Consider the following 23,435-nt stretch of genomic DNA (forward strand, 5'->3'; position numbering starts at 1 on the left):
GGCAGGGGCGGGGGACGGTATCATGGTGCCATGCACAAGCCCTCGTTCCCCGTCGCCCCCGGCGAAACTGCCTGCCTTGAACTGGACGGCCCGGCCGGTCCGCTGGAAGTGGTTGTCGACCTGCCCAAGGCCGATGTGCCGGCGCAACCGATCGTGGCCATCGTCTGCCATCCGCTGTCCACCGAGGGCGGCACCCTGCACAACAAGGTGGTCACCATGACCGCTACCACCCTGCGCGAGCTGGGCATCACCACGGTGCGCTTCAACTTCCGCAGCGTCGGCGGTTCGGCCGGTGAGTTCGACCACGGCGTGGGCGAGCAGGATGACCTGAAGGCCGTCGCCGCCTGGGTGCGCGGCCAGCGCCCCGATGACCGCCTGTGGCTGGCCGGCTTCAGCTTCGGCTCGTTCGTTTCGCTGAAGGCCGCTGCCGCGCTGCAGCCGGAAGCGCTGATCTCGATCGCGCCGCCGGCCGGCCGCTGGGATTTCGATGGCATCGCGCCGCCGCCCCGCTGGCTGGTGATCCAGGGCGAGCAGGACGAGATCGTCGACCCGCAGGCCGTCTATCAGTGGCTGGACACGCTGGACGTCCCGCATGAGCTGGTGCGCATGCCCGAGACCAGCCACTTCTTCCACCGCAAGCTGATCGACCTGCGCGGCGCGCTGACCCACGGCGTCAAGCACTGGCTGGGCGCGGCGGCATGAGTGCAACCGAGTTGACCCCGTCGCAGCGGTACGCGGAAGGGGTTGCCCGTGGTGACTGGCAGAACGACCCGGCCCAGCACGCCGCGCTGGCCGAGCTGGACCGCATCCACCTGGGCCTGGTCGACAGCGCCGAAGACGGCTGGCTGGACCGCCTGTCCTCGTTCTGGAAGAAGCCCGAGCCGGTCAAGGGCCTGTACTTCTGGGGCGGCGTCGGCCGTGGCAAGACCTTCCTGGTCGACCTGTTCTACGACGGCCTGCCGATCAAGCAGAAGTACCGCACCCATTTCCACCGTTTCATGCGCAGCGTCCACGAGCGCCTGCGCGAGCACCAGGGGCAGAGCGACCCGCTGGCGAAGATCGCCCAGGAATGGCGCAGCAACCTGCGCGTGCTGGTGCTGGACGAATTCTTCGTCACCGACATCGGCGATGCGATGCTGCTGGCACGGCTGCTGGAGCGCCTGTTTGCCGAAGGCGTGACTCTGGTCACCACCTCCAACACGGCGGTGGAGAACCTGTACCTCAACGGCCTGCAGCGCGAGAGCTTCCTGCCGGCCATCGGCCTGCTGCAGCGCTTCTGCGTCGAGCTGTACGCCGAGGGCACCGAGGATTACCGCATGCGCGCGCTGACCCGCTCGCCGGTGTACCGCGCGCCGCTGGCCGCTGACAGCGATGACTGGCTGGCCACGCGCTGGAACGAACTGAGTGGCGGCCAGCCGGCCAAGCCCGGCAACATCGAGATCGAGGGCCGCAAGATCCCGGTGCGCGGCCGTGGCAAGAGCATCGCCTGGTTCGATTTCGCTGCGCTGTGCGAAGGCCCGCGCGGCCCTTCGGACTACATCGAGATCGCGCACGAGTTCAACACGGTGCTGTTGGGCGGCATCCCCGCCTTCGATCGCCTGAACGAAGATGCCGCGCGCCGCTTCGTCAACCTGATCGATGAACTGTACGACCGCCACGTCAACCTGGTCTGCACCGCCAGTACCTCGCCGATCGAGCTGTATACCGGCACCCGCCTGCAGGGTGCGTTCGAGCGCACCGCCTCGCGCCTGATCGAAATGCAGAGCGCCGAATACCTGGGTACCCCGCACCGGGCGTGAGGGACTCTGTGGGGGTGCATTGCCGGCCAGCGGCCGGCATCGGTCGCGCAGTGATCGGGGGGGGGGGGGCGCGACGGCGTTTCCCTGTGGCCGCTCCTCCGGCCCGGCCGACACATGCAGCCTCGAGTCGCTGCCCGGCTGCTGATCCCTGCATCCACCGGATTCCCACCGGCTGCCCACTACCTATCCACAGGGTTGTCCCTAGCCAGTTTCATCACTGTCATGTGAAGCTGTCATTGTTCCGTTTCTGTGGCGCGTTGTGCCACCGCAATGACGCTTTCGGGCTTGACTGCGCAGCCCGTTCCGGCAGGTCTGAAGCGTCTGATCCAGGCGCTGATGGCACGATCCTTGCGGCGCAAGGGATTGCCGAATTTCACTACATTTGGCGTTGACGGACCCCATTACCCCCACTATCTTGTGGCTGTCGGTCGCAGCAACCCCAATTGCAGGGGGTTGCCCGGGGTACCCATCCGCGATCGTCAACGGCAGTGGCAGGCGCAGGGTCTCACCCCCTGCGACGCCGTCCTGCCATCCTGGGCTGTCATGTCCCGGGCTGCGTCACCCGATGCATCGAGCACCCCCAATCACGCCAAGAGGACACACGCCGTGAGCACCGAATCCAGCGCCACCATCGAGAAGGAAAGCGAATTCCTGTTGACGTCGCCGCCGACGGCCAACGCGATGAGTGTGACCAAGCGCAATGGGACCACCGAACTGGTGGACCTGAACAAGATCGTGCGTGCGGTGCAGCGTTCCTCCGAAGGCCTGCACGCCGTCGATCCGATGCGCGTGGCCACCCGTACCATTTCCGGCCTGTACAACGGTGCCACCACCCGCGAGCTGGACGAACTGTCCATCCGCACCGCCGCCCTGCTGATCGGTGAAGAGCCTGAATATGGCCGCCTTGCTGCGCGCCTGCTGGCCAACTACATCGCCAAGGAAGTCTCGGGCCAGGAAATCTACGCCTTCTCGCAGTCGGTCAGCCGTGGCCATGAAGTCGGCCTGATCAACGACCGCCTGCTGAACTTCGTGCAGACCAATGCACGCAAGCTCAACGATGCGATCGACATGTCGCTGGACCTGAACTTCGATTACTTCGGCCTGCGTACCCTGTACGACCGTTACCTGCTGCGCCATCCGCACACCCGCAAGGTGATCGAGACCCCGCAGCAGTTCTTCCTGCGCATCGCCAGCGCGCTGAGCGAGGACGTGCCGGAAGCCCTGGCGCTGTACAAGCGCATGGGCAATCTGGACTACCTGCCGTCCAGCCCGACCCTGTTCAATTCCGGCACCACCCACGAGCAGCTGTCCTCGTGCTTCCTGCTGGACTCGCCGCAGGACTCGCTGGAGTCGATCTATTCCAAGTACGGCGACATCGCCCAGCTGTCGAAGTTCTCCGGCGGCATCGGCGTCAGCTACACCCGCGTGCGTTCGCGTGGTTCGCTGATCAAGTCGACCAACGGCCACTCCAACGGCATCGTGCCGTGGCTGAAGACCATGGATTCGTCGGTCGCCGCGGTGAACCAGGGTGGCAAGCGCAAGGGCGCGGCCTGCGTCTACCTGGAAACCTGGCACGCCGACGTCGAGGACTTCCTCGAGCTGCGTGACAACACCGGTGACGAAGCCCGCCGTGCGCACAACCTGAACCTGGCCAACTGGGTGCCGGACCTGTTCATGAAGCGCGTCGAGGCCGACCAGGAATGGTCGCTGTTCGATCCGCGCGTCGTGCCGGAGTTCACCGACCTGTTCGGTGAAGCCTTCGAAGCCGCCTACCTGCAGGCCGAAGCCCAGGGCAAGGCCAACCGCACCATCTCCGCGCGCAAGCTGTACGCCCGCATGATGCGTACGCTGGCCGAGACCGGCAACGGCTGGATGACCTTCAAGGACAAGTGCAACCGCGCCAGCAACCAGACCCTGCGTCCGGGCAACGTGATCCACCTGTCCAACCTGTGCACGGAAATCCTGGAAGTCACCTCCAACGATGAAACCGCGGTGTGCAACCTGGGTTCGATCAACCTGGGCAACCACTTCGACGAGCACAACGAGTTCGACTTCGAGAAGCTGGCCGAGACCGTGCGCCTGGCCGTGCGCCAGCTCGACCGCGTCATCGACCTAAACTTCTACCCGATCGAAACCGCCCGCCGCGCCAACCTGCGCTGGCGTCCGGTCGGCCTGGGCTGCATGGGCCTGCAGGACGTGTTCTTCCGCAAGCGCCTGCCGTTCGACAGCGCCGAAGCCCGTGCCCTGTCGAAGAAGATTGCCGAGGCGATCTACTTCCACGCGCTGGAAACCTCCTGCGAGCTGGCCCAGGAACGTGGCAAGCACCCGTCGTTCAACGACACCCGTGCCGCCGGTGGCGAACTGCAGTTCGACGCCTGGAACGTGGTGCCGGAAGACACCGCACGCTGGGATGCCCTGCGCGCCCGCATCAAGGAACACGGCCTGCGCAACTCGCTGATGATCGCGATCGCGCCGACCGCGACCATCGCCTCGATCGCCGGCTGCTACGAGTGCGTCGAGCCGCAGGTGTCCAACCTGTTCAAGCGCGAGACCCTGTCCGGTGATTTCCTGCAGGTCAACCGCTACCTGGTGAACGAGCTGAAGAAGCTGGGCCTGTGGACGCCGGAAATGCGCGATGCCATCAAGCTGGCCGAAGGCTCCATCGCGGGCGTGGCACAGATTCCGGAAACGCTGCGCGAGGTCTACCGCACCGCGTGGGAACTGCCGATGCGTTCGCTGATCGACATGGCCGCCGAGCGTGGTGCCTTCATCGACCAGTCGGCCTCGCTCAACCTGTTCATGGAAAGCCCGAACATCGGCGCGATGTCCTCCATGTACATGTACGCCTGGAAGCAGGGCATCAAGACCACCTACTACCTGCGTTCGCGCCCGGCCACCAAGATCGCCAAGACCACGGTGAGCGCTGCGGCCCCGGCCAAGGTGTTCAGCCCGGACGAAGCCATCGCCTGCTCGCTGGAAAACCCGGAAGCCTGCGAGGCCTGCCAGTAACACACCGCGCGGTGGGTGCCGACCGTTGGTCGGCACTCGAACACTTCGCACCTGTAGAGCCGAGCCATGCTCGGCTGCGGAAAAACACCCACGGTAGCGCCGGGCCATGCCCGGCGGCTCACCCAGGAATTCAAGGAAACACCCATGGCCGACAAGCCCAAGCAGATGCTGCTCGATCCCGGTTTTGAACTGACCCTGCGCCCTATGCGCTACCCGCAGTTCTATGACATGTACCGGAATGCGATCAAGAACACCTGGACGGTGGAAGAGATCAACTTCCAGATCGACATCACCGACCTGCACAGCAAGATGTCGCCGGGTGAGCGCCACCTGATCCACCGCCTGGTCGCGTTCTTCGCCACCGGCGACTCGATCGTGTCCAACAACCTGGTGCTGAACCTGTACCAGCACTTGAACGCGCCCGAAGCGCGCATGTACCTGTCGCGCCAGCTGTATGAAGAAGCGCTGCACGTGCAGTTCTACCTGACCCTGCTCGACAACTACCTGCCGGATCCGGAAGAGCGCGTCAAAGCCTTCGCCGCGGTTGAAAACATCGACTCGATCAAGAAGAAGGCCGACTTCTGCTTCAAGTGGATCGACTCGATCCAGGACCTGACCCGCATCGAGACCCGCGAACAGCGCCGCCAGTTCCTGCTCAACCAGATCTGCTTCGCCGCCTGCATCGAAGGCCTGTTCTTCTTTGCCGCCTTCGCCTACGTGTACTACTTCCGTTCGCGCGGCCTGCTGCCGGGCCTGGCCTCGGGCACCAACTGGGTGTTCCGCGACGAGAGCGCGCACATGGAGTTCGCGTTCGAGTCGGTGCGCGTGGTGCGTGAGGAAGAGCCGGACCTGTTCGATGACGAGATGAAGCAGCAGGTCTACGACATGCTGGCCGAAGCCATCGAATGCGAAGTGCAGTTCGCCGAGGACGTGCTGTCCGGCGGCGTGGCCGGCATCTCGACCCGCGACATGCGCCAGTACCTGCAGCACTGCGCCGACCAGCACTTCGCCAAGCTGGGCATGGAAAAGAAGTACAACGTGCGCAACCCGCTGCCGTTCATGGAACTGCAGGACGTGCAGGAACTGACCAACTTCTTCGAACGCCGCGTCTCGGCCTACCAGGTCGGCGTGCAGGGCGAAGTCGCCTTCGACATGAACTTCTGATCGAACCGGTCAGGCCTGTCGCAACAAAAAACCCCGGCCAACGCCGGGGTTTTTTGTTTCTGTAGCGTCGAGCCATGCTCGACTGCTCGACCCTACGGTCAGCGCCGGCCTTCCACCGCCATGCGCACCGCCAGCCCCGCCAGCACCGTGCCCATCAGCCAGCGTTGCAGCATCTGCCAGATCGGGCGCGCGGCCAGGAAGCCGGCGATGCTGCCGGCCATCACTGCGATCACCGCGTTGACGCTCACGCTGACGGCAATCTGGGTGAAGCCGAGTACCAGCGACTGCATCAGCACGCTGCCATGGCCTTCCGGGTGCAGGAACTGTGGCAACAGGGACAGGTACATCACCGCGATCTTCGGGTTCAGCAGGTTGGTCAGGAAACCCATCGCGAACAGCGTGCGCGGGCCGTCCGGTGGCAGGTCGCGTACCGCGAACGGCGAGCGGCCACCGGGCTTGAGCGCCTGCCAGGCCAGGTACAGCAGGTACAGCGCGCCGCCGATGCGCAGCGCGTCGTAGGCGAACGGCACGGTCATCAGCAGGGCAGTGATGCCCAGTGCCGCGCACAGCATGTAGAACACGAAGCCCAGCGCCACCCCGCCCAGCGAGATCAGGCCGGCACGGCGGCCCTGGCAGATCGAGCGCGAGACCAGGTAGATCATGTTCGGCCCGGGCGTGAGCACCATGCCCAGCGAGATGAGGGCAAAGGCCAGAAGGTCGGAGGTCGCGGGCATGGGCGGTCCTGGCAATGGGCGTGGCGCAGTGTAGCGCTGCCTGCACAGGGCCTGGCTTAAAATCGCGGCACCCCACACCGAAGCACCCCATGACCCCGATCCCCGAGACCGTGCCGCCCATCGAAGTGCGCATGGCCGAAATCGTCTTCCCCAACCACACCAACCACCTCGGCACCCTGTTCGGTGGCCAGGCGCTGGCATGGATGGACAAGGCCGCGTTCCTGGCCGCCGCCCGTTACTCGCGCCGCACCGTGGTGACCGCGCGCAGCGACCAGGTCGACTTCAAGCTGCCGATCCGCATCGGCCAGATGGTGGAAACCATCGGCCGCATCGTCGAAGTCGGCCGCAGCTCGATGAAGGTGGAGGTGGAACTGGTCGCCGAAGACCTGCACAGCGGCGAGCGCAAGCTGTGCACCCGCGGCCACTTCGTGATGATCGCGCTGGACGAGGAAGGCCACCCGATCGCGGTGCCGCCGCTGCCGGCGGCCTGACCCGGCCAACGGACCGGCGCTTGCGGGGGCGTCACCGCGCCCCCATCTGGCAGCCATGACCCCGCCACTGACCGACTTCATCGACCGCGCCCAGCGCCTGTTCGTACTGACCGGCGCTGGTTGCAGCACCGCTTCGGGCATTCCCGATTACCGGGATACCGACGGCCAGTGGAAACGCACGCCGCCGGTGACCTACCAGGCCTTCATGGGCGAGGCTGCCACCCGCCAGCGCTACTGGGCGCGCAGCCTGCTGGGCTGGCCGCGCTTCGGCCTGGCCCAGCCCAACGGCACCCACCAGGCCCTGGCTGCGCTGGAAAGCCGCGGCAAGCTGCAGGTGCTGCTGACCCAGAACGTGGACGGCCTGCACCAGCGCGCCGGCAGCCACAACGTGATCGACCTGCATGGCCGCCTGGATCTGGTGCGCTGCATGGGCTGCGAGCGCCGCAGTGGCCGCGAGGACTTCCAGCAGCGCCTGCTGGACGCCAACCCCGGCTGGGACGCGCTGGAGGCAGGCATCGCGCCCGATGGTGATGCCGATCTGGAGACCGATTTCTCCACGTTCGTGGTGCCCGAGTGCCCGCACTGCGGCGGCGTGTTGAAGCCGGACGTGGTGTTTTTCGGCGAGAACGTGCCGCGCGAGCGCGTGGCCGCCGTGCACGAGCACCTGCAGCAGGCCGACGCCGTGCTGGTGGTGGGCTCGTCGCTGATGGTCTATTCCGGCTTCCGCTTCGTGCAGGCCGCGGCCAGGGCAGGGTTGCCGGTGGCGGCACTGAACCGTGGCCGCACCCGTGCCGACGACCTGCTGTTGTTCAAGGACGAGCGGGACTGCGCCGAAGCGCTGGCCACGTGGGCTTCGCCCTGAGCCGAGCCCACGCCCGGCTGCAGCAGGCCACGCGAAACAGCGATCCATCCAGACGGTTGATCCGGGAGCCGCGCAGCGGTGCAATACGCACCCCCTACGTCGTTCATCACCGTCTTGAGCCAGCTGTTTTCGCCGATCTCGTTCGGCCCCCTGACCCTATCCAACCGCATCGTCATCGCGCCGATGTGCCAGTACTCCGCCGAAGACGGCCGCGCCAGCGACTGGCACGCCATGCACCTGGGCAACCTGGCGCAGTCCGGCGCCGGCCTGTTGATCCTGGAAGCCACCGCGGTCGAGCCGCGCGGCCGCATCAGCTGGGCCGACCTGGGCCTGTGGGATGACGGCACCGAGGCGGCGCTGGCGCAGGTGCTGGCCAGCGTCCGCCGCTGGTCGCCGATGCCGCTGGGTATCCAGCTGGGCCATGCCGGCCGCAAGGCCTCGGTGAACCGTCCGTGGGACGGTGGTGGCCAGCTGCCAGCGGATGATGCGCATGGCTGGGCCACCGTGGCACCGTCCCCGCTGCCGTTCCATGCCGCCGATCCGGCACCGCAGGAACTGGACGAAGCCGGCATCGCCGAAGTCATCGCCGCCTTCGCCGCCAGTGCGGTGCGCGCCGAGCGCCTGGGCTTCGAGCTGATCGAGCTGCATGCTGCGCACGGTTACCTGCTGCACCAGTTCCTGTCGCCGCTGAGCAACCGCCGCACGGATGGCTACGGTGGCTCGCTGCCGAACCGTCTGCGCCTGCTGGTGGAAGTGTTCGATGCGGTGCGTGCGGCGGTGTCCGACAAGGTCGCCGTGGGCGTGCGCATCTCCGCCAGCGACTGGGTCGATGGCGGCTGGGACCTGGTGCAGAGCGAGGCGCTGGCGCAGGTGATGGACGCGCGCGGCTGCAACTTCCTGCACGTTTCCAGTGGTGGCCTGGACGAGCGCCAGAAGATCACCGTCGGCCCGGGTTACCAGGTGCCGTTTGCAGCAGCGATCAAGGCCAAAGTGCGCATGCCGGTCATCGCGGTGGGCATGATCACCGAGCCCGAGCAGGCCGAGTCGATCCTGCGCCACCGCCACGCCGATGCCGTGGCGCTGGCGCGCGGCATCCTCTACGACCCGCGCTGGCCGTGGCACGCCGCCGCCGCGCTGCGCGACAGCGTGGAACCGGCGCCGCAGTACCTGCGCTGCGAACCGCGTGATGCGCGCGGGGTGTTCAAGGCGCGCTGACGCAATCTGCGAGCGCATTGTGACGCTTCAGGATGCAGGGGATCTGCGCGACGGCGAGTTGCGGCATAACCTGTCGCAACGAACTAGGAATGATTGCGGATACTACTTTATGTGAATGACACCTCATTGCGCTGGGTGCGGACATTGCAACGTTGAGCTGCACACACGGGTGTGCAGCCAATGGAGAAACGCAATGAAACCCATGATGCTGGTGGTTCTGCTCTCGGCTGTCTCTCTGTCCGTATCAATGCCTGCCTCTGCAGGTGACAACGTGGCGAATGTCTCCGGGGCGGAGAATGTCTCGCTCATGCACGCCCCTGTGAACTCGCGGGGGCGGCTTGATCTTCACCTGATCGAGCTCTCTCCCGAATCCCCACTGATGTTGCTTTCACCCCTTGCGCGCAAGCAATTTGTCGATTCGCTGGTGTTTGGCGACCGGGGACTGGCCAGCTTCAGCTACGAGCCCATCGTCTCTGAACTGAGTGCAGGTGAAGCCTATCGACTCCTGTCACTCTTCGGGGCACAGCGCGCAATTGTGTACATCCCAGGGTTGCGGAAGGCGTCGGAAGCGGATCATTGGGTTGCACCGGCGGCCAATCCTAACCCGGTATTTGACGATTACCCGGGCTACGCCTGTTCGGGGCGTGCGACCTGCTCAGAGTCCATGCACAGCATCTGCATGTCGAGCTGCTGACCGGATGACGGCGTGCAGGCTGCTTCTCTGGTGCCTGTTGCTGCCCACGAGTGCGTGGGCAGCACCTGCAATAGACACCCAGCTGCGGGATCTCGATCAAGCGCTGCTGGCTTCAGGTGCATCGGACCGGGTCGCGAGGCTGGCGAGCGCATACGCTTCATGGGAGTCTTCGGCGTCGCCAGGTGACGGCTGCAATACGCTGAGCGATCTGGACCTTGAGGCTGCGTTTCGGGCCAGCGTCCACGTCTCAAGGTACGTCGGGGACGAGGAGTGGCTTGGCAAAGTCCGATGCATTCATGCAGAACTGGTGCGGAGAGGTACTGCCAGAGAGACAACGCACAGGAAAATGCACGCGGTCCTCGTGCAGGTTCGACATTTTGCCGAGGCCAATGAGCTGCGTGAGATGGCGTCGTTGCGTGTAAATGAGCTTCCCGAGATAGAGCGGAACGTGCCTGACCAGCATGGAATTCTCCACCCTCTTGCGAGTGGGACGCTGGAATGGCGGCGATGGGAGTCCAGGGAGGGACTGGAAGTGATCGCCTATGTCAGTCCGGCATGCGCTCCCTCCCGACGCGCGATGCGCATGATCATGAACGAACCAGAATGGACATGGATTCGATCCAGCATGCGCTTTGTCGTGCGTCGATCTCCTGCATGGCCGCAGCCGGGTGTCAGTGAGTGGAACAAAAGCAATCCCTCTCATCCCATGCTGCTCCAAGCGGGACCCGCGGGCTGGAAAGCGTTGGATGTCCATGAAACTCCGGTATTCCATGTTTTCAGGAATGGGCTGCTCCTGCGCACCCTGGCGGGATGGGCAGACGCCAGTGCTCACCTGATGAGCCTGAAGGAGAGTTTCTGACCGCGAAGGCTCTGCGCTCTTCCCTTCACACCCGCCAGGCCGGCGCCATGCCGGCCTGCAAGTGCTCGAACAGCGCGCGGATCTTGGCGGTGAAATCGCGGCGGTCGCTGACGCAGAAATAGACCTCCATCGGCTCCGGGCGCCATGCCGTGTCGGCGCCGAACACCGCCCGCAGGCGACCATCGCGCAGGTAGGGCTCGGCCACGAACGCAGCCAGCCGGGTGATGCCGGCACCGGTCGCGGCCAACGTTGCCAGTGCATCGATGTCATCGCAGACCATGCTCGGCGGCAGTGCGGCGTCTACGCGCTGGCCATCCTTCAGCAGGCCCCAGCGCAGCGGCCGGCCATCGGTGGGGAAGCGGTGCAGCAGCCCGCGATGGCTGCCCAGTTCAGAGGGTTCCTGCGGCGTGCCATGGGCCTTCAGGTAGGCCGGCGAGGCGCAGAACACGAACGGCACGCGCGCCAGCTGCCGTGCAACCACACCGTCCTCCAGCTGCGCACCGATGCGGATGCTGGCATCCACCGCCTCTGGACCATGCTGCACGGCCCGGTCGGTCAGGCGCAGCTCCAGCTGCAGTTGCGGGTAGCGCTGCTGCAGCGACGGCAGCAACGGAGCAAGCACATGGCGGCCGAACGCGCTGCTGCTGGCGATGCGCAGCGGCCCGGCCGGTTCAATGTCGCCGGAGGTGACCAACGCCTGCGCGCGTGCCAGGTCGGCTTCGATATGGCGCACCTGCGCCAGGTACAGCGCGCCGGCTTCGCTGAGCGCCAGCTGGCGCGTGCTCCGGTTCAGCAGCCGTACCCCCAGATGCGCCTCCAGCCGGTTGATGTTCTGGCCGACGGCGGTGGCGCTGATGCCAAGGATGCGGGCCGCGGCGGAAATGCTGCCGGTCTCTGCGGTGCGGGTGAAGCTGCGGATCAATTGCAACAGGTTCATGACCGACCAGCTTGCCATGGGTATAGCCAAGTATCGCTTGGGACTGAACCAAGCAGGTCGGTTGCATCGGTGACCATCGATCCATCAGGCAGGGCGCTGCCCTACACTCGGGCGATGCGCCCCGATTCCATTCTTACCTTGTCCTGCCCCGACCGCACCGGCATCGTCTACCGCGTGTCCGGCCTGCTGTTCGACCACGGCTGCAACATCCTCGATGCCCAGCAGTTCGGCGACGAGGAGAGTGGCCGCTTCTTCCTGCGCGTGCATTTCGACCGTGACGCCGGCCTGCCGCTGGAGACCGTGCATGCCGCGATGGCCACGCTGGCCGAAGGCTTCGGCATGGACTGGCAGCTGCATGATGGCCGCCGCCGCGCGCGGCTGCTGGTGCTGGTCAGCAAGCAGGGGCACTGCCTCAACGACCTGCTGTTCCGTGCCCACAGCGGGCAGCTGAAGGTCGACATCGCGGCGGTGGCGTCCAACCACGCCGACTTCGCGCCATTGGCCGCGTCCTACCAGGTGCCGTTCCACCACCTGCCGGTGACCGCCGATACGCGTGCGGTGCAGGAACAACAGATCATCGACCTGGTCGAGCGCGAGCGCATCGACCTGGTGGTGCTGGCGCGCTACATGCAGATCCTGTCACCCACGCTGTGCCGCACGCTGGCCGGCCGTGCGATCAACATCCACCACAGCTTCCTGCCCAGCTTCAAGGGTGCGCAGCCGTACCACCAGGCGCACGCGCGCGGCGTCAAGATCATCGGCGCCACCGCGCACTACGTCACCGAGGATCTGGACGAAGGCCCGATCATCGAACAGGACGTGGCCCGGGTGGACCATGCGATGGCGCCGCGCGAGCTGGTGCGGCTGGGCAGCGATACCGAATCGCTGGTGCTGGCACGCGCGGTGCGCCGCCATGTGGAGCACCGCATCCTGCTCAACGGGCACCGCACAGTCGTGTTCCGTTAGGGTCGGGTTGCATCTACCGTCGCGTGCTCGATCACGGCCTTCCCTTCCTTCCTGCTTGCAGGCCTGGGGCAGGTGGAGCGAACACCGTCGATGTGCTCCAGAAGGCCCTGGGGGACCGGCGACCACATCGGGTCCAGGACGAAGTCCACGCCTTCGCGTCGTGCGAGTTTGGCAGCGGGAATGAAATCGGCATCACCGGCGACCAGAACAATCTGACGGACTTGTCGTTTGAGGGAAAGTGAGGAGATATCCAGGCCGATACGCATATCGACGCCCTTCTGTCTGACCTCGGGGTGCAGATCCTCGGGCAGGAGCGTGGAGAATGCGCGCTTGCCTTTCAGAAGTGCATCGAGCGTTCGGGAATCGGTTGTCCACGAACTGGAATCCGCGAGATGACCAAGGCGCAGTGCCACTTTGCGCTTCTGCTTCAGGGCCTCGTGCAGGCTGACCCTGAAGCATGCCTCCGGTGAGCGTGCATAGTCGATGCAGGCGCCCGAGATCGGGTTGTGCATCCGCTTTCGCAGCGGTGGGCAGTCGTAGAAGAAGATCCGGTAGAGATCCCGCCGCTCGCAACCTGACGAGGCCAGGTGGGCGAGCGCCCACCGATGCGCCACTTCTGCGGCACGCTCAGCGTTGCTGGCGTTGTGAGGTTCAATCCGGCGGAACCGCTTAACGAAGTAACCGCCATCGATCAGGATCGCTGTTGGCATGCCTTTGCCCTTCCGATTCCACCCAGTAAAAAGCCCCCGGTTCGGCCGTCCCGCGATCTGTAGGGGGGCGTACTTGGAGGGCTGGATCGAGTTCATTGTGTTGCCGCAGGCTGCGGCCTGCAAGCGGCAGAGGCGACATTCTTGGCTTTGGTATCTCACACCCAGCGACGCCGCGTCCATTGAGCGGCGGTCGCCCGTCAGATGATCGCAATCCCCGCCTTGCCCAGCGCCTCGCGCACCATTGCGTCGTTGGCGTCGGTCACCGGCCTGGTCAGCTCCCACAGGAACTTCACCCGGAAGCCGGACTTCACCGCGTCCTGTGCGCTCCACAGCACGCAGTAATCGCGGGCCAGGCCGCACACGTGCACTTCGCGGACGCGGCGCTCGTGCAGCCAGCCTGCCAGACCGGTAGCTGGGCGCTCGCCATCGGGGCCATGGTTCTCGCGGAAGGCGCTGTACGAATCCACCTGTTGGCGCGTGCCCTTGCGCAGGATCAGATCGGCCACGGTCCAGTCCAGGCCCGAGTGCAGGGCGGCACCGGCGCTGCCCTGTACGCAGTGGTCGGGCCACAGGGTCTGCGGCTGCGCGTGCAGCAGGATGGTCTCGAACGGGCGCCGGCCGGGGTACTGGCTGGCAAACGAGGCATGGTCGGCCGGGTGCCAGTCCTGGGTCGCCACCACGGTGCGGTAGCGGCGCTGCGCCAGCAGATCGGCAATCGGTGCCACCAGCGCATCGCCCTGGTCGCAGGCCAGCGCGCCACCGGGCATGAAGTCCGGCTGCAGGTCGATCACCAGCAGGGCGACGTCGGCGGGCAGGGCGGTCATGGCAGTTCCGGCACAACAGAAGGGGCGACCAGCGTGGCCGCCCCATGCCTGGACGTCAATCGCCCTGCGGCGTTTCAGCATCCTGCCCGTAGTACAGCAGGCCGATCCTGATCCGTTCGCGGCCGTTCTCGCGGCGGTGGCGGTTGGCGTCGCGCAGCGAGTACACGCAGCCGCAGTACTCCTGCTGGTAGAACTGCTCGCGCTTGCTGATCTCGATCATGCGGCTGGCACCACCGCCCTTGCGCCAGTTGTAGTCCCAGTACTGCAGGCCTTCATAGCGCGACGCGGCGCGGATGCCGCAGTCGTTGATCTGCGCCATGTTCTTCCAGCGCGAGATGCCCAGTGACGAGCTGATGGTGTCGTAGCCATGCTCATGCGCGTACAGCGCGGTGCGCTCGAAGCGCATGTCGAAGCACATCGTGCAGCGGATGCCGCGCTCGGGCTCGTTCTCCATGCCGCGCGCACGGCTGAACCAGTTGTCGGTGTCGTAGTCGCAGTCGATGAACGGGATGCCGTGCTGCTCGGCGAAGCGGATGTTCTCCTGCTTGCGCAGCTCGTACTCCTTCACCGGGTGGATGTTGGGGTTGTAGAAGAAGATCGCGTAGTCGATCCCGGAAGCGGTGATCGCCTCCATCACTTCGCCGGAACAGGGCGCGCAGCACGAATGCAGCAGCAGGCGCTTGCCGTCGGCGGGCAGGGTCAGGGTGGGGCGTTGGGGCTGGGTCATCGTCAGGTACCGCATGGGCCGCCGGCAACGGCGGTGGCCCACGCATCAGTGCATGGGTGAACGGGTCTGGCCGGATACCGTGAACAGGACGCGCGCGGCCACACCGCCTGCACGCGCAGGACGACGACGGCCCCGGCAACCTCCCCGCGGAGATTCCAGGTCGAGTCAGGGGACGGTCGTGTCCCCCGGCCGGGGCCGGTATTCGGGCTGATGGACACGGGCCGCAGCCCACCTACTACCCGCCGCTTCCCAGGCATGCGCCCAGTGCTGTTGGCAGGATTCGTTTCCATTCACCGCTGCGGGGCAGCTCCGGAATGGGCGCGCGAAGCGCCTTCACCGGATTCCCGTTTAAATCCTTCCCCGCGCCGGAGCGATGGGAGGGATACCTTCGGCGTGTGCAAAGTGGACCTGTTGGCCGCGCGGGTCAAGGGGCACCGGGGTCGGATCCCATTGCGCTGCAACGGGATCCGACCCCAGCGGAAGGAAGGGGTCGGATCCCGCTGCCACGCAGCGGGCTCTGACCCCGGTCGGGATGCACCTTCAACGCCCCGCCGCCGCCCGGGCGCGGATGTCGTCCATCCGCTGGTCGTGCAGCAGGCGGCCGTTCTCCCACACGGTCACCATCGCGTCCTCGAAGCCGGTCGGCAGCGTTTCGTCACCGCTGGGGGGCAATGCCACCGTGTGCAGGCTGCCGTCATCCAGGCGCCGCAGCAGGCGCATGCGGCCGCGCTTGCTGGCCTTGCCGGCGTCGGTGATCGGGTCCTTGTAGACATCGATCCACTCGCCGTCCACCCGTGCGGCCGAACACTTCAGCGCGAACTTCTGGGTATCGCGGTCCAGCCGCTGCAGCAGCGCACCGCCCATGCCGAAGGCCACGTTGTCGGCGGCGTAGCCGTTGTCGGTGATGCGCTGCAGGATCGCCCGGATGGTGTCCGGATTGATGCCATCGCCCTGGATCACCCGCACGTGGTTGAGCACGCGGTAGCCCTTGCCGTTGAGGCTGTGGCCGAAGGCTTCATCCAGCCGGCGCAGGCTTTCGGCCACCACCTCCACCGGGTCGCCCGAGTCGGGGCGGATGACCAGGGTGGCGCCCGAGGCGATCACCTCATCACGCAGCGTCGTGCCCCAGTGCTCGCTGATCGCGCGGTAGATGTCATAGCTGTCCGACACCACCGCCACGATCGCACCGGGCTTGCCGAACTGGCGCAGCATGTTGCGGTAGGCGTCCACCTCGCGCTCGCGGCCCCAGCTGGTGATGGTGCTGTGCTCGGCGGCGGGGATCGAATAACCGGCCATTGGCGCGTGATAGTGCGCGCGCGCCAGGCACAGGGCCGATACGGTATCGGTGCCGAGGAAGTTGACCAGATGTGCGGCACCGCCCAGCGCCGCCGATTCCAGGCTCGATACACCGCGGGCGCCGAAGTCGTGCAGCTTGAACGGCAGCTGCCCCTGCGGGTCGTCGCTGGTCTGCTGCAGGAAGCCGGCGATGGTCTGTCGCGCATGCCAGCTGATGGTGGCCACGGTGACCGGGTACCACACACGCAGCAGCAGGGTTTCCAGGTACGAAGGCACCCAGAACGCGGCCGGATCGGTCGACTCGATGGTCATCAGCGCTTGGTGCGTGGGCACCACGCTGCCCTCGGGCACGGCGCGGATGCGCACTGGCAGGTGGCCGCCCAGGCGGTCGACGATGCCGCGCCAGCCGGCCTCGTTGAACGGTTCGCCATGGGCGGCGAATACCGCAGCAGCGTCGTCGATGTCGGCGTGGGTGACCGGCCGTGCCAGGGCGTCCTTGAGGATCGCCTGCAGGCCGAAGAACACCGTGCGATCGTGCAGGCCGCCACGTGATTCCACGTAAAAGAACGTGGCATCGGTACCCGGCGGGTACTGCAGCCAATGGCTGGCCTTGTAGCTGTCGGTGTTGAGGAGAAGATTATCGAGGTAGTGCATGACGGAAGCTCCTTCGCGTCGAATGGCACCGGCGGTCTATCCGCCAGTGGGGAGGCCGGGCAGGTCAGCCGCGGCCGAGGAAATACTCCAGGATGTGCAGGTGGTCTTCGAACAGCTGCGGGCCCATGTCCAACGCTTCACTCACCGGTATCCAGCGCGCCTTGTCGGCGTCGTCGCCGCCGCGCACCGGCGGCAGTTCGCCGGCCGGGAATTCGAAGTGGAAACCGTGGGTAATGGTGCGGCCGCGCTGGCTGCGGTCGGGGTGGTCGAAGACCTGCTGGCCCTTCAGCGAACCCTTCAACACCGGCAGCGGAATCTTCAGCCGGGTTTCCTCGCGCAGTTCGCGCAGGCAGCTGTCGAGCAGGCTCTGCTCCTGGCCGACGAAGCCGCCGGGCAGCGCCCACAGCCCCTTGCCGGGTTCCGAGCGGCGCCGCACCAGCAGCACGTGGCCCGAATGCACCACCACCGCATCGGTGGTGACGAAGGTGGGCGCATACGGCGCATCCTTCCAGGCGGCCTTGTACTGTTCGATGAAGCGGTACTCGGCCACCAGCTGGCCATAGGCGGGCGCGCTCCTGCGGAACGCTTCGAGCATGTCGTACACCGGCGCCGGCACGTTGCCACGCAGCATCAGCAGCGCGCCGTGGAAGTCGACGTCGCCGGCTTCGAACAGGTAGCGCCGCAGCTCGGTGGCCGACAGGGTGGCGGTGTGCTGCACGTCCACCAGCGGCCACTGCGGGAATTCGCGCAGGTAGTAGCTGGAGGCGTCCTTGTCCATGCCGATCAGGCCAACCTTCGCATCGGCGGCGGCACCGTCGTTACGCAGCGCTTCGGCCACCTGTCGCTGCACGCTCGCGATCCACTGCGCTTCGTTGTACAGGTGGTCGCGCAGCGGGCGGATCAGCAGGCGGTCGGTGTGGCCATCGAGGGCGGCCTGGATCATCACGGCGCGTTCGGCCACGGTCCAGGGATTGCGCAGGCTGCGGGGGGTATCGGCAGAACCGACCAGGAAGATCAGCTTGCGGGCCCGGCTCAGGGCCAGGCGGGCAACGGCGGCGTGGCCGTTGTGGAAGGGCTCGAATCGCCCGATGAAGACGAGATAGTCGAATTCCATGAGAATCCCTCATGTCGTTGTGGCAGCCGCGGGTCTGTCCCTTGGCTTGCTGCAGATGCTACGCCGATGGTGGGGCGGGTCAAGCCTGCAGGCATGCCTTCGGCTGAACACCGAAGATTCCTGCCCGGACTGCGCTGCTGTTCTCAGGCCCTGAGAAGCCTCTGCGCCATACTGGCACCCACGCGGCGGACGGCATGCTCGGGGGCAAGACAGTGGCGGACAAGTACTGCGATCTGGTCATGAAAGGCGGTATCACCAGCGGCATCGTGTACCCCAATGCGGTACTGGCGCTGGCGCGCGAGTATCGCTTCAAGAGCATCGGCGGCACCTCGGCGGGCGCCATTGCTGCGGCGGTGGCGGCCGCGGCTGCATGCGGTGATCGCCGCATGCAGGCCGGCGAGCACCTGCCCGGCGATGCCGGCTACGGCGGGCTGTCGGCGGTGTCGGCGCAGCTGTCGCGGCGCGGCTTCATCTACAGCCTGTTCCAACCGGCGCGGGGCGCACGCGCCGCTTATCGGCTGCTGGTGGTGTTGACCGGCAACGCCGGCCTGCCGCGCAAACTGCTGTGCCTGGCCGTTGCCGTGTTCCAGATCGCACCGCTGGAAGTGCTGGTGTCATTGGCGCTGCTGCTTGGCCTGGGCTGGTGGGGTGGTGGCTGGAGCGGTGTGGCGGCTACCTTGCTGCCGTCGCTGCTGTGCGCCTACGGTGCCGGCGTGGCCGGGGCTGCGCTGCGGGTAGCGCGGGTGGCGCGGCGCAACCTGCTGGGCCTGTGCAGCGGCCTCGGCCGCGATGCACGCACGCCAGCATTGACCGAGTGGCTGCACGAGTGCCTGCAGCAGCTGTCCGGCAAGCCGCTGGATGCGCCGCTGACCTTCGCCGACCTGCACGACGCGCCGCGCTATGCCGGTGAGCCTGACAGCCCGCATGCGATCAGCCTGCAGATGATCACCACCTGCGTGTCGCACAACGAGCCGCGCACGCTGCCGCTCGGCGGTGCGCAGTTCTGGTTCCTGCGCGAGGAGTTCGAGCAGCTGTTCCCCGCCAGCGTGGTGCAGTGGCTGGTGACGCAGGCCGGCCCGCCGCTGGAGGTCGAAGGGCGGCGGTACTACCACCTGCCACAGGGGCCGAAGCTGCCGGTGCTGGTGGCCACGCGCATGAGCCTGAGCTTCCCGCTGCTGATCAGCGCGGTGCCGCTGCATGAGCCCTCGCGCCGCGAGCGCCGCTGTGAACCGACCGCGCCTGCGGCCGACCAGGAGCACAACGTGGCCGACAGCATGGAAGGGCTGACCAGTGCCGGCCAGGCCTGCGGCCCGGTGATCACCGCGTTCCGCATCTGCTGGTTCTCTGATGGTGGCATCAGCAGCAACTTCCCGATCCACCTGTTCGACGCCGCCCTGCCGCGCTGGCCGACGTTCGCCATCAATCTGGTCTACCCGCAGCATGCCGAAGATGTGAGCCACGGCAGCAGTGGCCGCCAGACGCTGGAACATGCCGTGTTCCTGCCCACCGAGAACCGCCACGGCTGGCAGCGCACCTACCAATCGATCGCCACGCCGCTGGCCGCTGCTGAACTGGGTCGTTTCCTGTTCGCGGTGGTGGCGACCATGCAGAACTGGCGCGACCTGCTGCAGGCGCGCGCGCCGGGCTACCGCGACCGTATCGTGCACGTCAGCCTGCAGGGCGACGAAGGCGGCATGAACCTGGACATGCCGCAGGAGGTGCTGACCCGCATCGCCGACAAGGGCAGCCTGGCCGGTGCGCGCTTCTGTTCGTTCTCGTTCGAGAACCACTACTGGATCCGCTGGCGCAACCTGGCTTCGGCCTACCAGCGCTACACGCTGGAAGTGGCGCGAACCGACGACCCGGCACAGCAGGTGCTGGCCTACCGCGCGGCGTACGCGATGGTCGCCCGCGGTGAACCGGCACCACCGTCGTACAAGCTGGGCTCGGAAGACAAGCGGCTGGCCTCGCAGCAGCTGTGGGGGTTGATGGTTGAACAGGGACGTACCTGGGATGACCTCGGCCCCGACCTGACCGACGGTGCACCGCGTCCGCTGCCGCAGATGAAGGTGACGCCGATCTACTGAGCCGGTCCTCAGTAGATCCACGCCATGCGTGGATCTACCGTATCGACCAAGGTCGACACCCACCAGGTCAATACGTCGTTCCGACAGATGGCATGAACGTTTCGAAGGCGGGGGGGGTGTCAGGTTGCGGGGTGTCCGCGGCATGGATGCCGCGGCCAAGCCCCCAGGGATGGGTTCACGGCGTCCCCGCAATCTGACACTGCCCCGCCATCCGACAGCACACCAGCTTTTGACGTTGCTTCGGCTTTTGCTGTTGCCTCTGCAGGTGCAGGGCGCAGCCCTGCCGAACCCCCTACCGCCCCGGCAACTGCGCGAACGCGCGCTGCATGCAGTCCTCGCGCGGGCATACCCGGCACCCCGGGCCGATTGATACCGAGTTGCCCGGGCTCTGCACATCCAGCCCCAATGAATACACCAGCCGCTCGGCATGCTGCAGATCGCAGCCCAGCGCCACCGCGAAGGTCTTGCGCGGCTGGCCATGGCCGACCGGACCGCTGCTGACCTGCCGCGCCAGCCAGAAATGGCGACGCCCATCGGGCATGCGCGCCGTCTGCGTCAGGATGCGGCCTGGCTGGTTGAACGCCTCGTAGACGATCCACAGCGGGCACGAACCGCCTACCTGCGAGAAATGGAAATCGGTGGCCGAATGGCGCTTGGACACATTGCCGGCGCGGTCCACGCGGATGAAGAAGAACGGCAGGCCTGGCGCACTGCGCCGTGCCAGCGTGCTCAGCCGATGGCAGACCGCTTCGAAGCCGACGCCGAACTGGTGCGCCAGCAGTTCGATGTCGTAGCTGCTGGTTTCGGCCGCGCGCAGGAAGCGCATGTACGGCATCACCAGCGCGCCGGCGAAATAGTTGGAAAGACCGATCCGCGCCTGCGCGATGCGCGCGTCATCGGTGAAGCCGGCGCGCGCCACCACCGCATCGATCTGCGGCAGGTAACCGTGCAGCGCCAGTTCGGCCGCCATCTGGAACGCCTGCTGGCCAGGCTCCAGGTAATCGGGCAGCCACAGCCGCCGCGCACCGGCATCGTATTGCCGCTTCTCGCGCCCGGCCTGCAGTGCGGCCACTTCCACCAGCACGCCATGGCGGTCGGCCAGCAGCTGGCGCAGCCGCGGTGCCACGTGCCCGGGCGACAACCCCCATTCGGTGAACAGCTGCTCGGCCAGCTCGTCCAGCTCGGGAATGTGGTTGTGCATGCGGTTGAAGAAGTCGCGGACCTGGTCGCCGGCCGGCAGGGTACTGCCAGCACCAGGCTCGCCCAGCTGGAATTCCAGTGCGGCGGCATGCTCGCGCAGCGCCAGGTGGCGGCGATGCAGGTCCAGCAGGGCGCGGCTGACCTGCGGCAGGTTGCCGGCCAGCGCGCGCAGTTCGGTGGCACTGACGTCGGCCAGGCCCAGGTCGCGCAGGGTCTCACCCAGCGCTTCCTGCAGCGCGGCGGGCTCATCCTCGTCGAACAGTGCCGAAACATCGCCCAATACCTCGCCCAGCTTCTTCTGCACCGCCGGCGTCAGTGGGCGCTTGTTGCGCTCGATCTGGTTCAGGTAGCTGGGCGACAGCCCCAACGCCCGTGCCAGATCAGCCTGGCTGTAGCCGCGCTGCTCGCGCAGCCGCAGCAGGCGCAGGCCAAGTTGTCGCTGGGGGGCTGAATAATTCACAGAATTAACATGAATCGTCTGGCGTGTTGGCCAGATTAAGCGGATTCAGCCCGGAAATCGAGATGAGTGCTGTGAATAATGTCAAGCATCTTTCGCACCCAGTGGGATTGTCGTCATGACTGTTGCAGCGCCCCGTATCCGCATGCTGATCGATGGCCAGTTCGTTGAATCGGCCACCTCCCACTGGCAGGACGTGATCAATCCGGCCACCCAGGACGTGCTGGCCAAGGTGCCGTTCGCCACCACCGGCGAAGTGGACGCTGCCGTCGCCGCTGCCAAGGAAGCCTTCAAGACCTGGCGCAAGACCCCGATCGGCACCCGCGCGCGCATCTTCCTGAAGTACCAGCAGCTGATCCGCGAGCACATGAGCGAGCTGGCCCACATCCTCACCGCCGAACAGGGCAAGACCCTGCCGGACGCCGAAGGCGATGTGTTCCGCGGCCTGGAAGTGGTCGAGCACGCCGCCGCCATCGGCAACCTGCAGCTGGGCGAGCTGGCCAACAACGTGGCCAATGGCGTGGACACCTACACGATCATGCAGCCGCTGGGCGTGTGCGCTGGCATCACCCCGTTCAACTTCCCGGCGATGATCCCGCTGTGGATGTTCCCGATGGCGATCGCCACCGGCAACACCTTCATCCTCAAGCCGTCCGAGCAGGACCCGATGGTCACCATGCGCCTGGTCGAGCTGGCGCTGGAAGCCGGCATTCCGAAGGGTGTACTGAACGTCGTCCACGGCGGCGAGGAAGTGGTCAACGCGATCTGCGACCACCCGGACATCAAGGCCGTCTCGTTCGTCGGTTCCACCCGCGTCGGTACCCACGTCTACAACCGTGCCTCGCTGGCCGGCAAGCGCGTGCAGTGCATGATGGGCGCCAAGAACCACGCCGTGGTGCTGCCGGACGCCAACAAGGAGCAGACCCTCAACGCGATGGTCGGTGCCGCCTTCGGTGCCGCGGGCCAGCGTTGCATGGCCGCCTCCACCCTGGTGCTGGTGGGTGAAGCACGCAACTGGGTGGAGGACCTGGTGGCCAAGGCCAAGACCCTGAAGGTCAGCGGCGGCACCGTGGCCGGCACCGATGTGGGCCCGGTCATTTCCTGCAGCGCCCGCGAGCGCGTGGAAGGCCTGATCGCCTCGGGCGTGGAGCAGGGCGCCAAGCTGGTGCTGGACGGCCGCAAGCCGCAGGTCGATGGTTTCGAGAAGGGCAACTTTGTCGGCCCGACCATCTTTGCCGGTGTCACCACCGACATGCGCATCTACCAGGAGGAGATCTTCGGGCCGGTGCTGGTCATCCTCGAAGCGGAGACGCTGGAAGAGGCCATCGCGATGGTCAACAGCAACCCGAACGGCAACGGCACCGCACTGTTCACCCAGTCCGGCGCCGCCGCGCGCAGGTTCCAGGAAGACATCGACGTCGGCCAGGTCGGCATCAACGTGCCGATCCCGGTGCCGGTGCCGCTGTTCTCGTTCACCGGTTCGCGCGCGTCCAAGCTGGGCGACCTGGGCCCGTACGGCAAGCAGGTGGTGCTGTTCTACACCCAGACCAAGACGGTCACCGCACGCTGGTTCGATGACGAGACGCTGAGCCACGGCGTCAACACCACGATCAGCCTGAAGTAACGGCAGGAGCAG

Annotated in this window: 20 protein-coding genes and 1 riboswitch; of the genes, 12 read left to right on the plus strand and 8 right to left on the minus strand. The window is 66.3% G+C overall.

From position 1 onward, the window contains the following. Positions 1–30: 30 nt before the first annotated feature. The 4 genes from ACYKG1_RS01035 to ACYKG1_RS01050 all read left to right on the plus strand — a co-directional run bounded on the left by ACYKG1_RS01035 (position 31) and on the right by ACYKG1_RS01050 (position 5,972). Positions 31–702 (plus strand): alpha/beta hydrolase, encoded by a 672-nt coding sequence (locus ACYKG1_RS01035; RefSeq protein WP_100474956.1) that lies wholly within the window; start codon positions 31–33, stop codon positions 700–702. Beyond that, positions 699–1,799: a cell division protein ZapE gene (zapE, locus tag ACYKG1_RS01040; protein ID WP_008267934.1), complete on the plus strand. Its 1,101-nt coding sequence runs from the start codon at positions 699–701 to the stop codon at positions 1,797–1,799. Before ACYKG1_RS01035 ends, zapE begins: the two co-directional genes overlap by 4 nt. Before the next feature lie 606 nt (positions 1,800–2,405). Beyond that, a complete protein-coding gene (locus tag ACYKG1_RS01045) occupies positions 2,406–4,808 on the plus strand; it encodes a ribonucleoside-diphosphate reductase subunit alpha (RefSeq protein WP_262084012.1) in 2,403 nt (800 codons plus the stop codon). Between the two features lie 144 nt (positions 4,809–4,952). Beyond that, positions 4,953–5,972 carry a ribonucleotide-diphosphate reductase subunit beta gene (locus ACYKG1_RS01050; protein WP_100474954.1) on the plus strand — a complete coding sequence of 340 codons (1,020 nt, stop codon included), beginning with the start codon at positions 4,953–4,955 and terminating at the stop codon, positions 5,970–5,972. Positions 5,973–6,070: 98 nt separating this feature from the next. Here the strand turns inward: ACYKG1_RS01050 and ACYKG1_RS01055 are convergent, their stop codons facing one another. Continuing rightward, a complete protein-coding gene (locus tag ACYKG1_RS01055; RefSeq protein WP_478471538.1) occupies positions 6,071–6,706 on the minus strand; it encodes a LysE family translocator in 636 nt (211 codons plus the stop codon). Between the two features lie 89 nt (positions 6,707–6,795). Here ACYKG1_RS01055 and ACYKG1_RS01060 point away from each other — a divergent pair, with 89 nt between their 5' ends. The 5 genes from ACYKG1_RS01060 (at position 6,796) to ACYKG1_RS01080 (ending at position 10,827) form a co-directional block, all read left to right on the plus strand. Further along, a complete protein-coding gene (locus ACYKG1_RS01060) occupies positions 6,796–7,197 on the plus strand; it encodes an acyl-CoA thioesterase (protein ID WP_005407672.1) in 402 nt (133 codons plus the stop codon). Between the two features lie 55 nt (positions 7,198–7,252). Further along, positions 7,253–8,059, plus strand: a complete 807-nt coding sequence (locus ACYKG1_RS01065; RefSeq protein ID WP_478471539.1) for an NAD-dependent protein deacetylase — start codon at positions 7,253–7,255, stop codon at positions 8,057–8,059. Between the two features lie 114 nt (positions 8,060–8,173). Beyond that, entirely contained in the window at positions 8,174–9,274 is a 1,101-nt protein-coding gene (locus ACYKG1_RS01070) for an NADH:flavin oxidoreductase/NADH oxidase (protein ID WP_100474950.1), read from the plus strand. Positions 9,275–9,467: 193 nt separating this feature from the next. Continuing rightward, positions 9,468–9,968, plus strand: coding sequence for a hypothetical protein (locus tag ACYKG1_RS01075; RefSeq protein ID WP_478471540.1), 501 nt, complete (start codon positions 9,468–9,470; stop codon positions 9,966–9,968). Between the two features lie 346 nt (positions 9,969–10,314). Continuing rightward, the gene (locus ACYKG1_RS01080; protein ID WP_478471542.1) at positions 10,315–10,827 is read left to right on the plus strand and encodes a hypothetical protein; all 513 of its coding nucleotides are present in this window, start codon (positions 10,315–10,317) and stop codon (positions 10,825–10,827) included. A gap of 25 nt (positions 10,828–10,852) precedes the next feature. Here the strand turns inward: ACYKG1_RS01080 and ACYKG1_RS01085 are convergent, their stop codons facing one another. After that, entirely contained in the window at positions 10,853–11,764 is a 912-nt protein-coding gene (locus tag ACYKG1_RS01085; protein WP_478471543.1) for a LysR family transcriptional regulator, read from the minus strand. Between the two features lie 114 nt (positions 11,765–11,878). On the opposite strand from ACYKG1_RS01085, the gene purU reads away from it, so the two are divergent. After that, positions 11,879–12,730, plus strand: a complete 852-nt coding sequence (gene purU, locus ACYKG1_RS01090) for a formyltetrahydrofolate deformylase (protein WP_478471545.1) — start codon at positions 11,879–11,881, stop codon at positions 12,728–12,730. On the opposite strand, the gene ACYKG1_RS01095 is transcribed toward purU, so the two are convergent. From ACYKG1_RS01095 to ACYKG1_RS01115, 5 genes are all read right to left on the minus strand, one after another. Continuing rightward, positions 12,727–13,536: an NYN domain-containing protein gene (locus ACYKG1_RS01095; RefSeq protein ID WP_262227463.1), complete on the minus strand. Its 810-nt coding sequence runs from the start codon at positions 13,534–13,536 to the stop codon at positions 12,727–12,729. The genes purU and ACYKG1_RS01095 overlap by 4 nt on opposite strands. A gap of 101 nt (positions 13,537–13,637) precedes the next feature. Further along, positions 13,638–14,264: a bifunctional nicotinamidase/pyrazinamidase gene (pncA, locus tag ACYKG1_RS01100; RefSeq protein WP_478471547.1), complete on the minus strand. Its 627-nt coding sequence runs from the start codon at positions 14,262–14,264 to the stop codon at positions 13,638–13,640. A 55-nt stretch (positions 14,265–14,319) separates the two neighbouring features. Beyond that, entirely contained in the window at positions 14,320–15,006 is a 687-nt protein-coding gene (locus ACYKG1_RS01105; protein WP_428993178.1) for an epoxyqueuosine reductase QueH, read from the minus strand. Positions 15,007–15,167: 161 nt separating this feature from the next. Next, positions 15,168–15,397, minus strand: a riboswitch (cobalamin riboswitch). A 134-nt stretch (positions 15,398–15,531) separates the two neighbouring features. Then, entirely contained in the window at positions 15,532–16,941 is a 1,410-nt protein-coding gene (locus tag ACYKG1_RS01110) for a nicotinate phosphoribosyltransferase (protein ID WP_478471548.1), read from the minus strand. 64 nt (positions 16,942–17,005) lie between these two features. Then, positions 17,006–18,055, minus strand: coding sequence for a bifunctional nicotinamide-nucleotide adenylyltransferase/Nudix hydroxylase (locus ACYKG1_RS01115; protein WP_478471549.1), 1,050 nt, complete (start codon positions 18,053–18,055; stop codon positions 17,006–17,008). A 194-nt stretch (positions 18,056–18,249) separates the two neighbouring features. Here ACYKG1_RS01115 and ACYKG1_RS01120 point away from each other — a divergent pair, with 194 nt between their 5' ends. Beyond that, the gene (locus ACYKG1_RS01120; protein WP_478471551.1) at positions 18,250–20,142 is read left to right on the plus strand and encodes a patatin-like phospholipase family protein; all 1,893 of its coding nucleotides are present in this window, start codon (positions 18,250–18,252) and stop codon (positions 20,140–20,142) included. Between the two features lie 292 nt (positions 20,143–20,434). Here ACYKG1_RS01120 and ACYKG1_RS01125 read toward each other — a convergent pair whose 3' ends face one another. Then, positions 20,435–21,802 (minus strand): helix-turn-helix domain-containing protein, encoded by a 1,368-nt coding sequence (locus tag ACYKG1_RS01125; protein WP_262084001.1) that lies wholly within the window; start codon positions 21,800–21,802, stop codon positions 20,435–20,437. A 115-nt stretch (positions 21,803–21,917) separates the two neighbouring features. Here ACYKG1_RS01125 and ACYKG1_RS01130 point away from each other — a divergent pair, with 115 nt between their 5' ends. Then, entirely contained in the window at positions 21,918–23,423 is a 1,506-nt protein-coding gene (locus ACYKG1_RS01130; protein WP_100474941.1) for a CoA-acylating methylmalonate-semialdehyde dehydrogenase, read from the plus strand. Positions 23,424–23,435 lie beyond the last annotated feature (12 nt).

The sequence above is a fragment of the Stenotrophomonas sp. 85239_Sma genome, assembly GCF_056481725.1.

Bases quoted from the DNA above. Each gene is read 5' to 3' on its own strand.
- ACYKG1_RS01035 (WP_100474956.1), top strand. From the start codon at position 31: ATGCACAAGCCCTCGTTCCCCGTCGCCCCCGGCGAAACTGCCTGCCTT.
- zapE (WP_008267934.1), top strand. From the start codon at position 699: ATGAGTGCAACCGAGTTGACCCCGTCGCAGCGGTACGCGGAAGGGGTT.
- ACYKG1_RS01050 (WP_100474954.1), top strand. From the start codon at position 4,953: ATGGCCGACAAGCCCAAGCAGATGCTGCTCGATCCCGGTTTTGAACTG.
- ACYKG1_RS01055 (WP_478471538.1), bottom strand. From the start codon at position 6,706: ATGCCCGCGACCTCCGACCTTCTGGCCTTTGCCCTCATCTCGCTGGGC.
- ACYKG1_RS01060 (WP_005407672.1), top strand. From the start codon at position 6,796: ATGACCCCGATCCCCGAGACCGTGCCGCCCATCGAAGTGCGCATGGCC.
- ACYKG1_RS01065 (WP_478471539.1), top strand. From the start codon at position 7,253: ATGACCCCGCCACTGACCGACTTCATCGACCGCGCCCAGCGCCTGTTC.
- ACYKG1_RS01075 (WP_478471540.1), top strand. From the start codon at position 9,468: ATGAAACCCATGATGCTGGTGGTTCTGCTCTCGGCTGTCTCTCTGTCC.
- ACYKG1_RS01080 (WP_478471542.1), top strand. From the start codon at position 10,315: ATGCACGCGGTCCTCGTGCAGGTTCGACATTTTGCCGAGGCCAATGAG.
- ACYKG1_RS01085 (WP_478471543.1), bottom strand. From the start codon at position 11,764: ATGAACCTGTTGCAATTGATCCGCAGCTTCACCCGCACCGCAGAGACC.
- purU (WP_478471545.1), top strand. From the start codon at position 11,879: ATGCGCCCCGATTCCATTCTTACCTTGTCCTGCCCCGACCGCACCGGC.
- ACYKG1_RS01095 (WP_262227463.1), bottom strand. From the start codon at position 13,536: ATGAACTCGATCCAGCCCTCCAAGTACGCCCCCCTACAGATCGCGGGA.
- pncA (WP_478471547.1), bottom strand. From the start codon at position 14,264: ATGACCGCCCTGCCCGCCGACGTCGCCCTGCTGGTGATCGACCTGCAG.
- ACYKG1_RS01105 (WP_428993178.1), bottom strand. From the start codon at position 15,006: ATGCGGTACCTGACGATGACCCAGCCCCAACGCCCCACCCTGACCCTG.
- ACYKG1_RS01110 (WP_478471548.1), bottom strand. From the start codon at position 16,941: ATGCACTACCTCGATAATCTTCTCCTCAACACCGACAGCTACAAGGCC.
- ACYKG1_RS01115 (WP_478471549.1), bottom strand. From the start codon at position 18,055: ATGGAATTCGACTATCTCGTCTTCATCGGGCGATTCGAGCCCTTCCAC.
- ACYKG1_RS01120 (WP_478471551.1), top strand. From the start codon at position 18,250: ATGCTCGGGGGCAAGACAGTGGCGGACAAGTACTGCGATCTGGTCATG.
- ACYKG1_RS01130 (WP_100474941.1), top strand. From the start codon at position 21,918: ATGACTGTTGCAGCGCCCCGTATCCGCATGCTGATCGATGGCCAGTTC.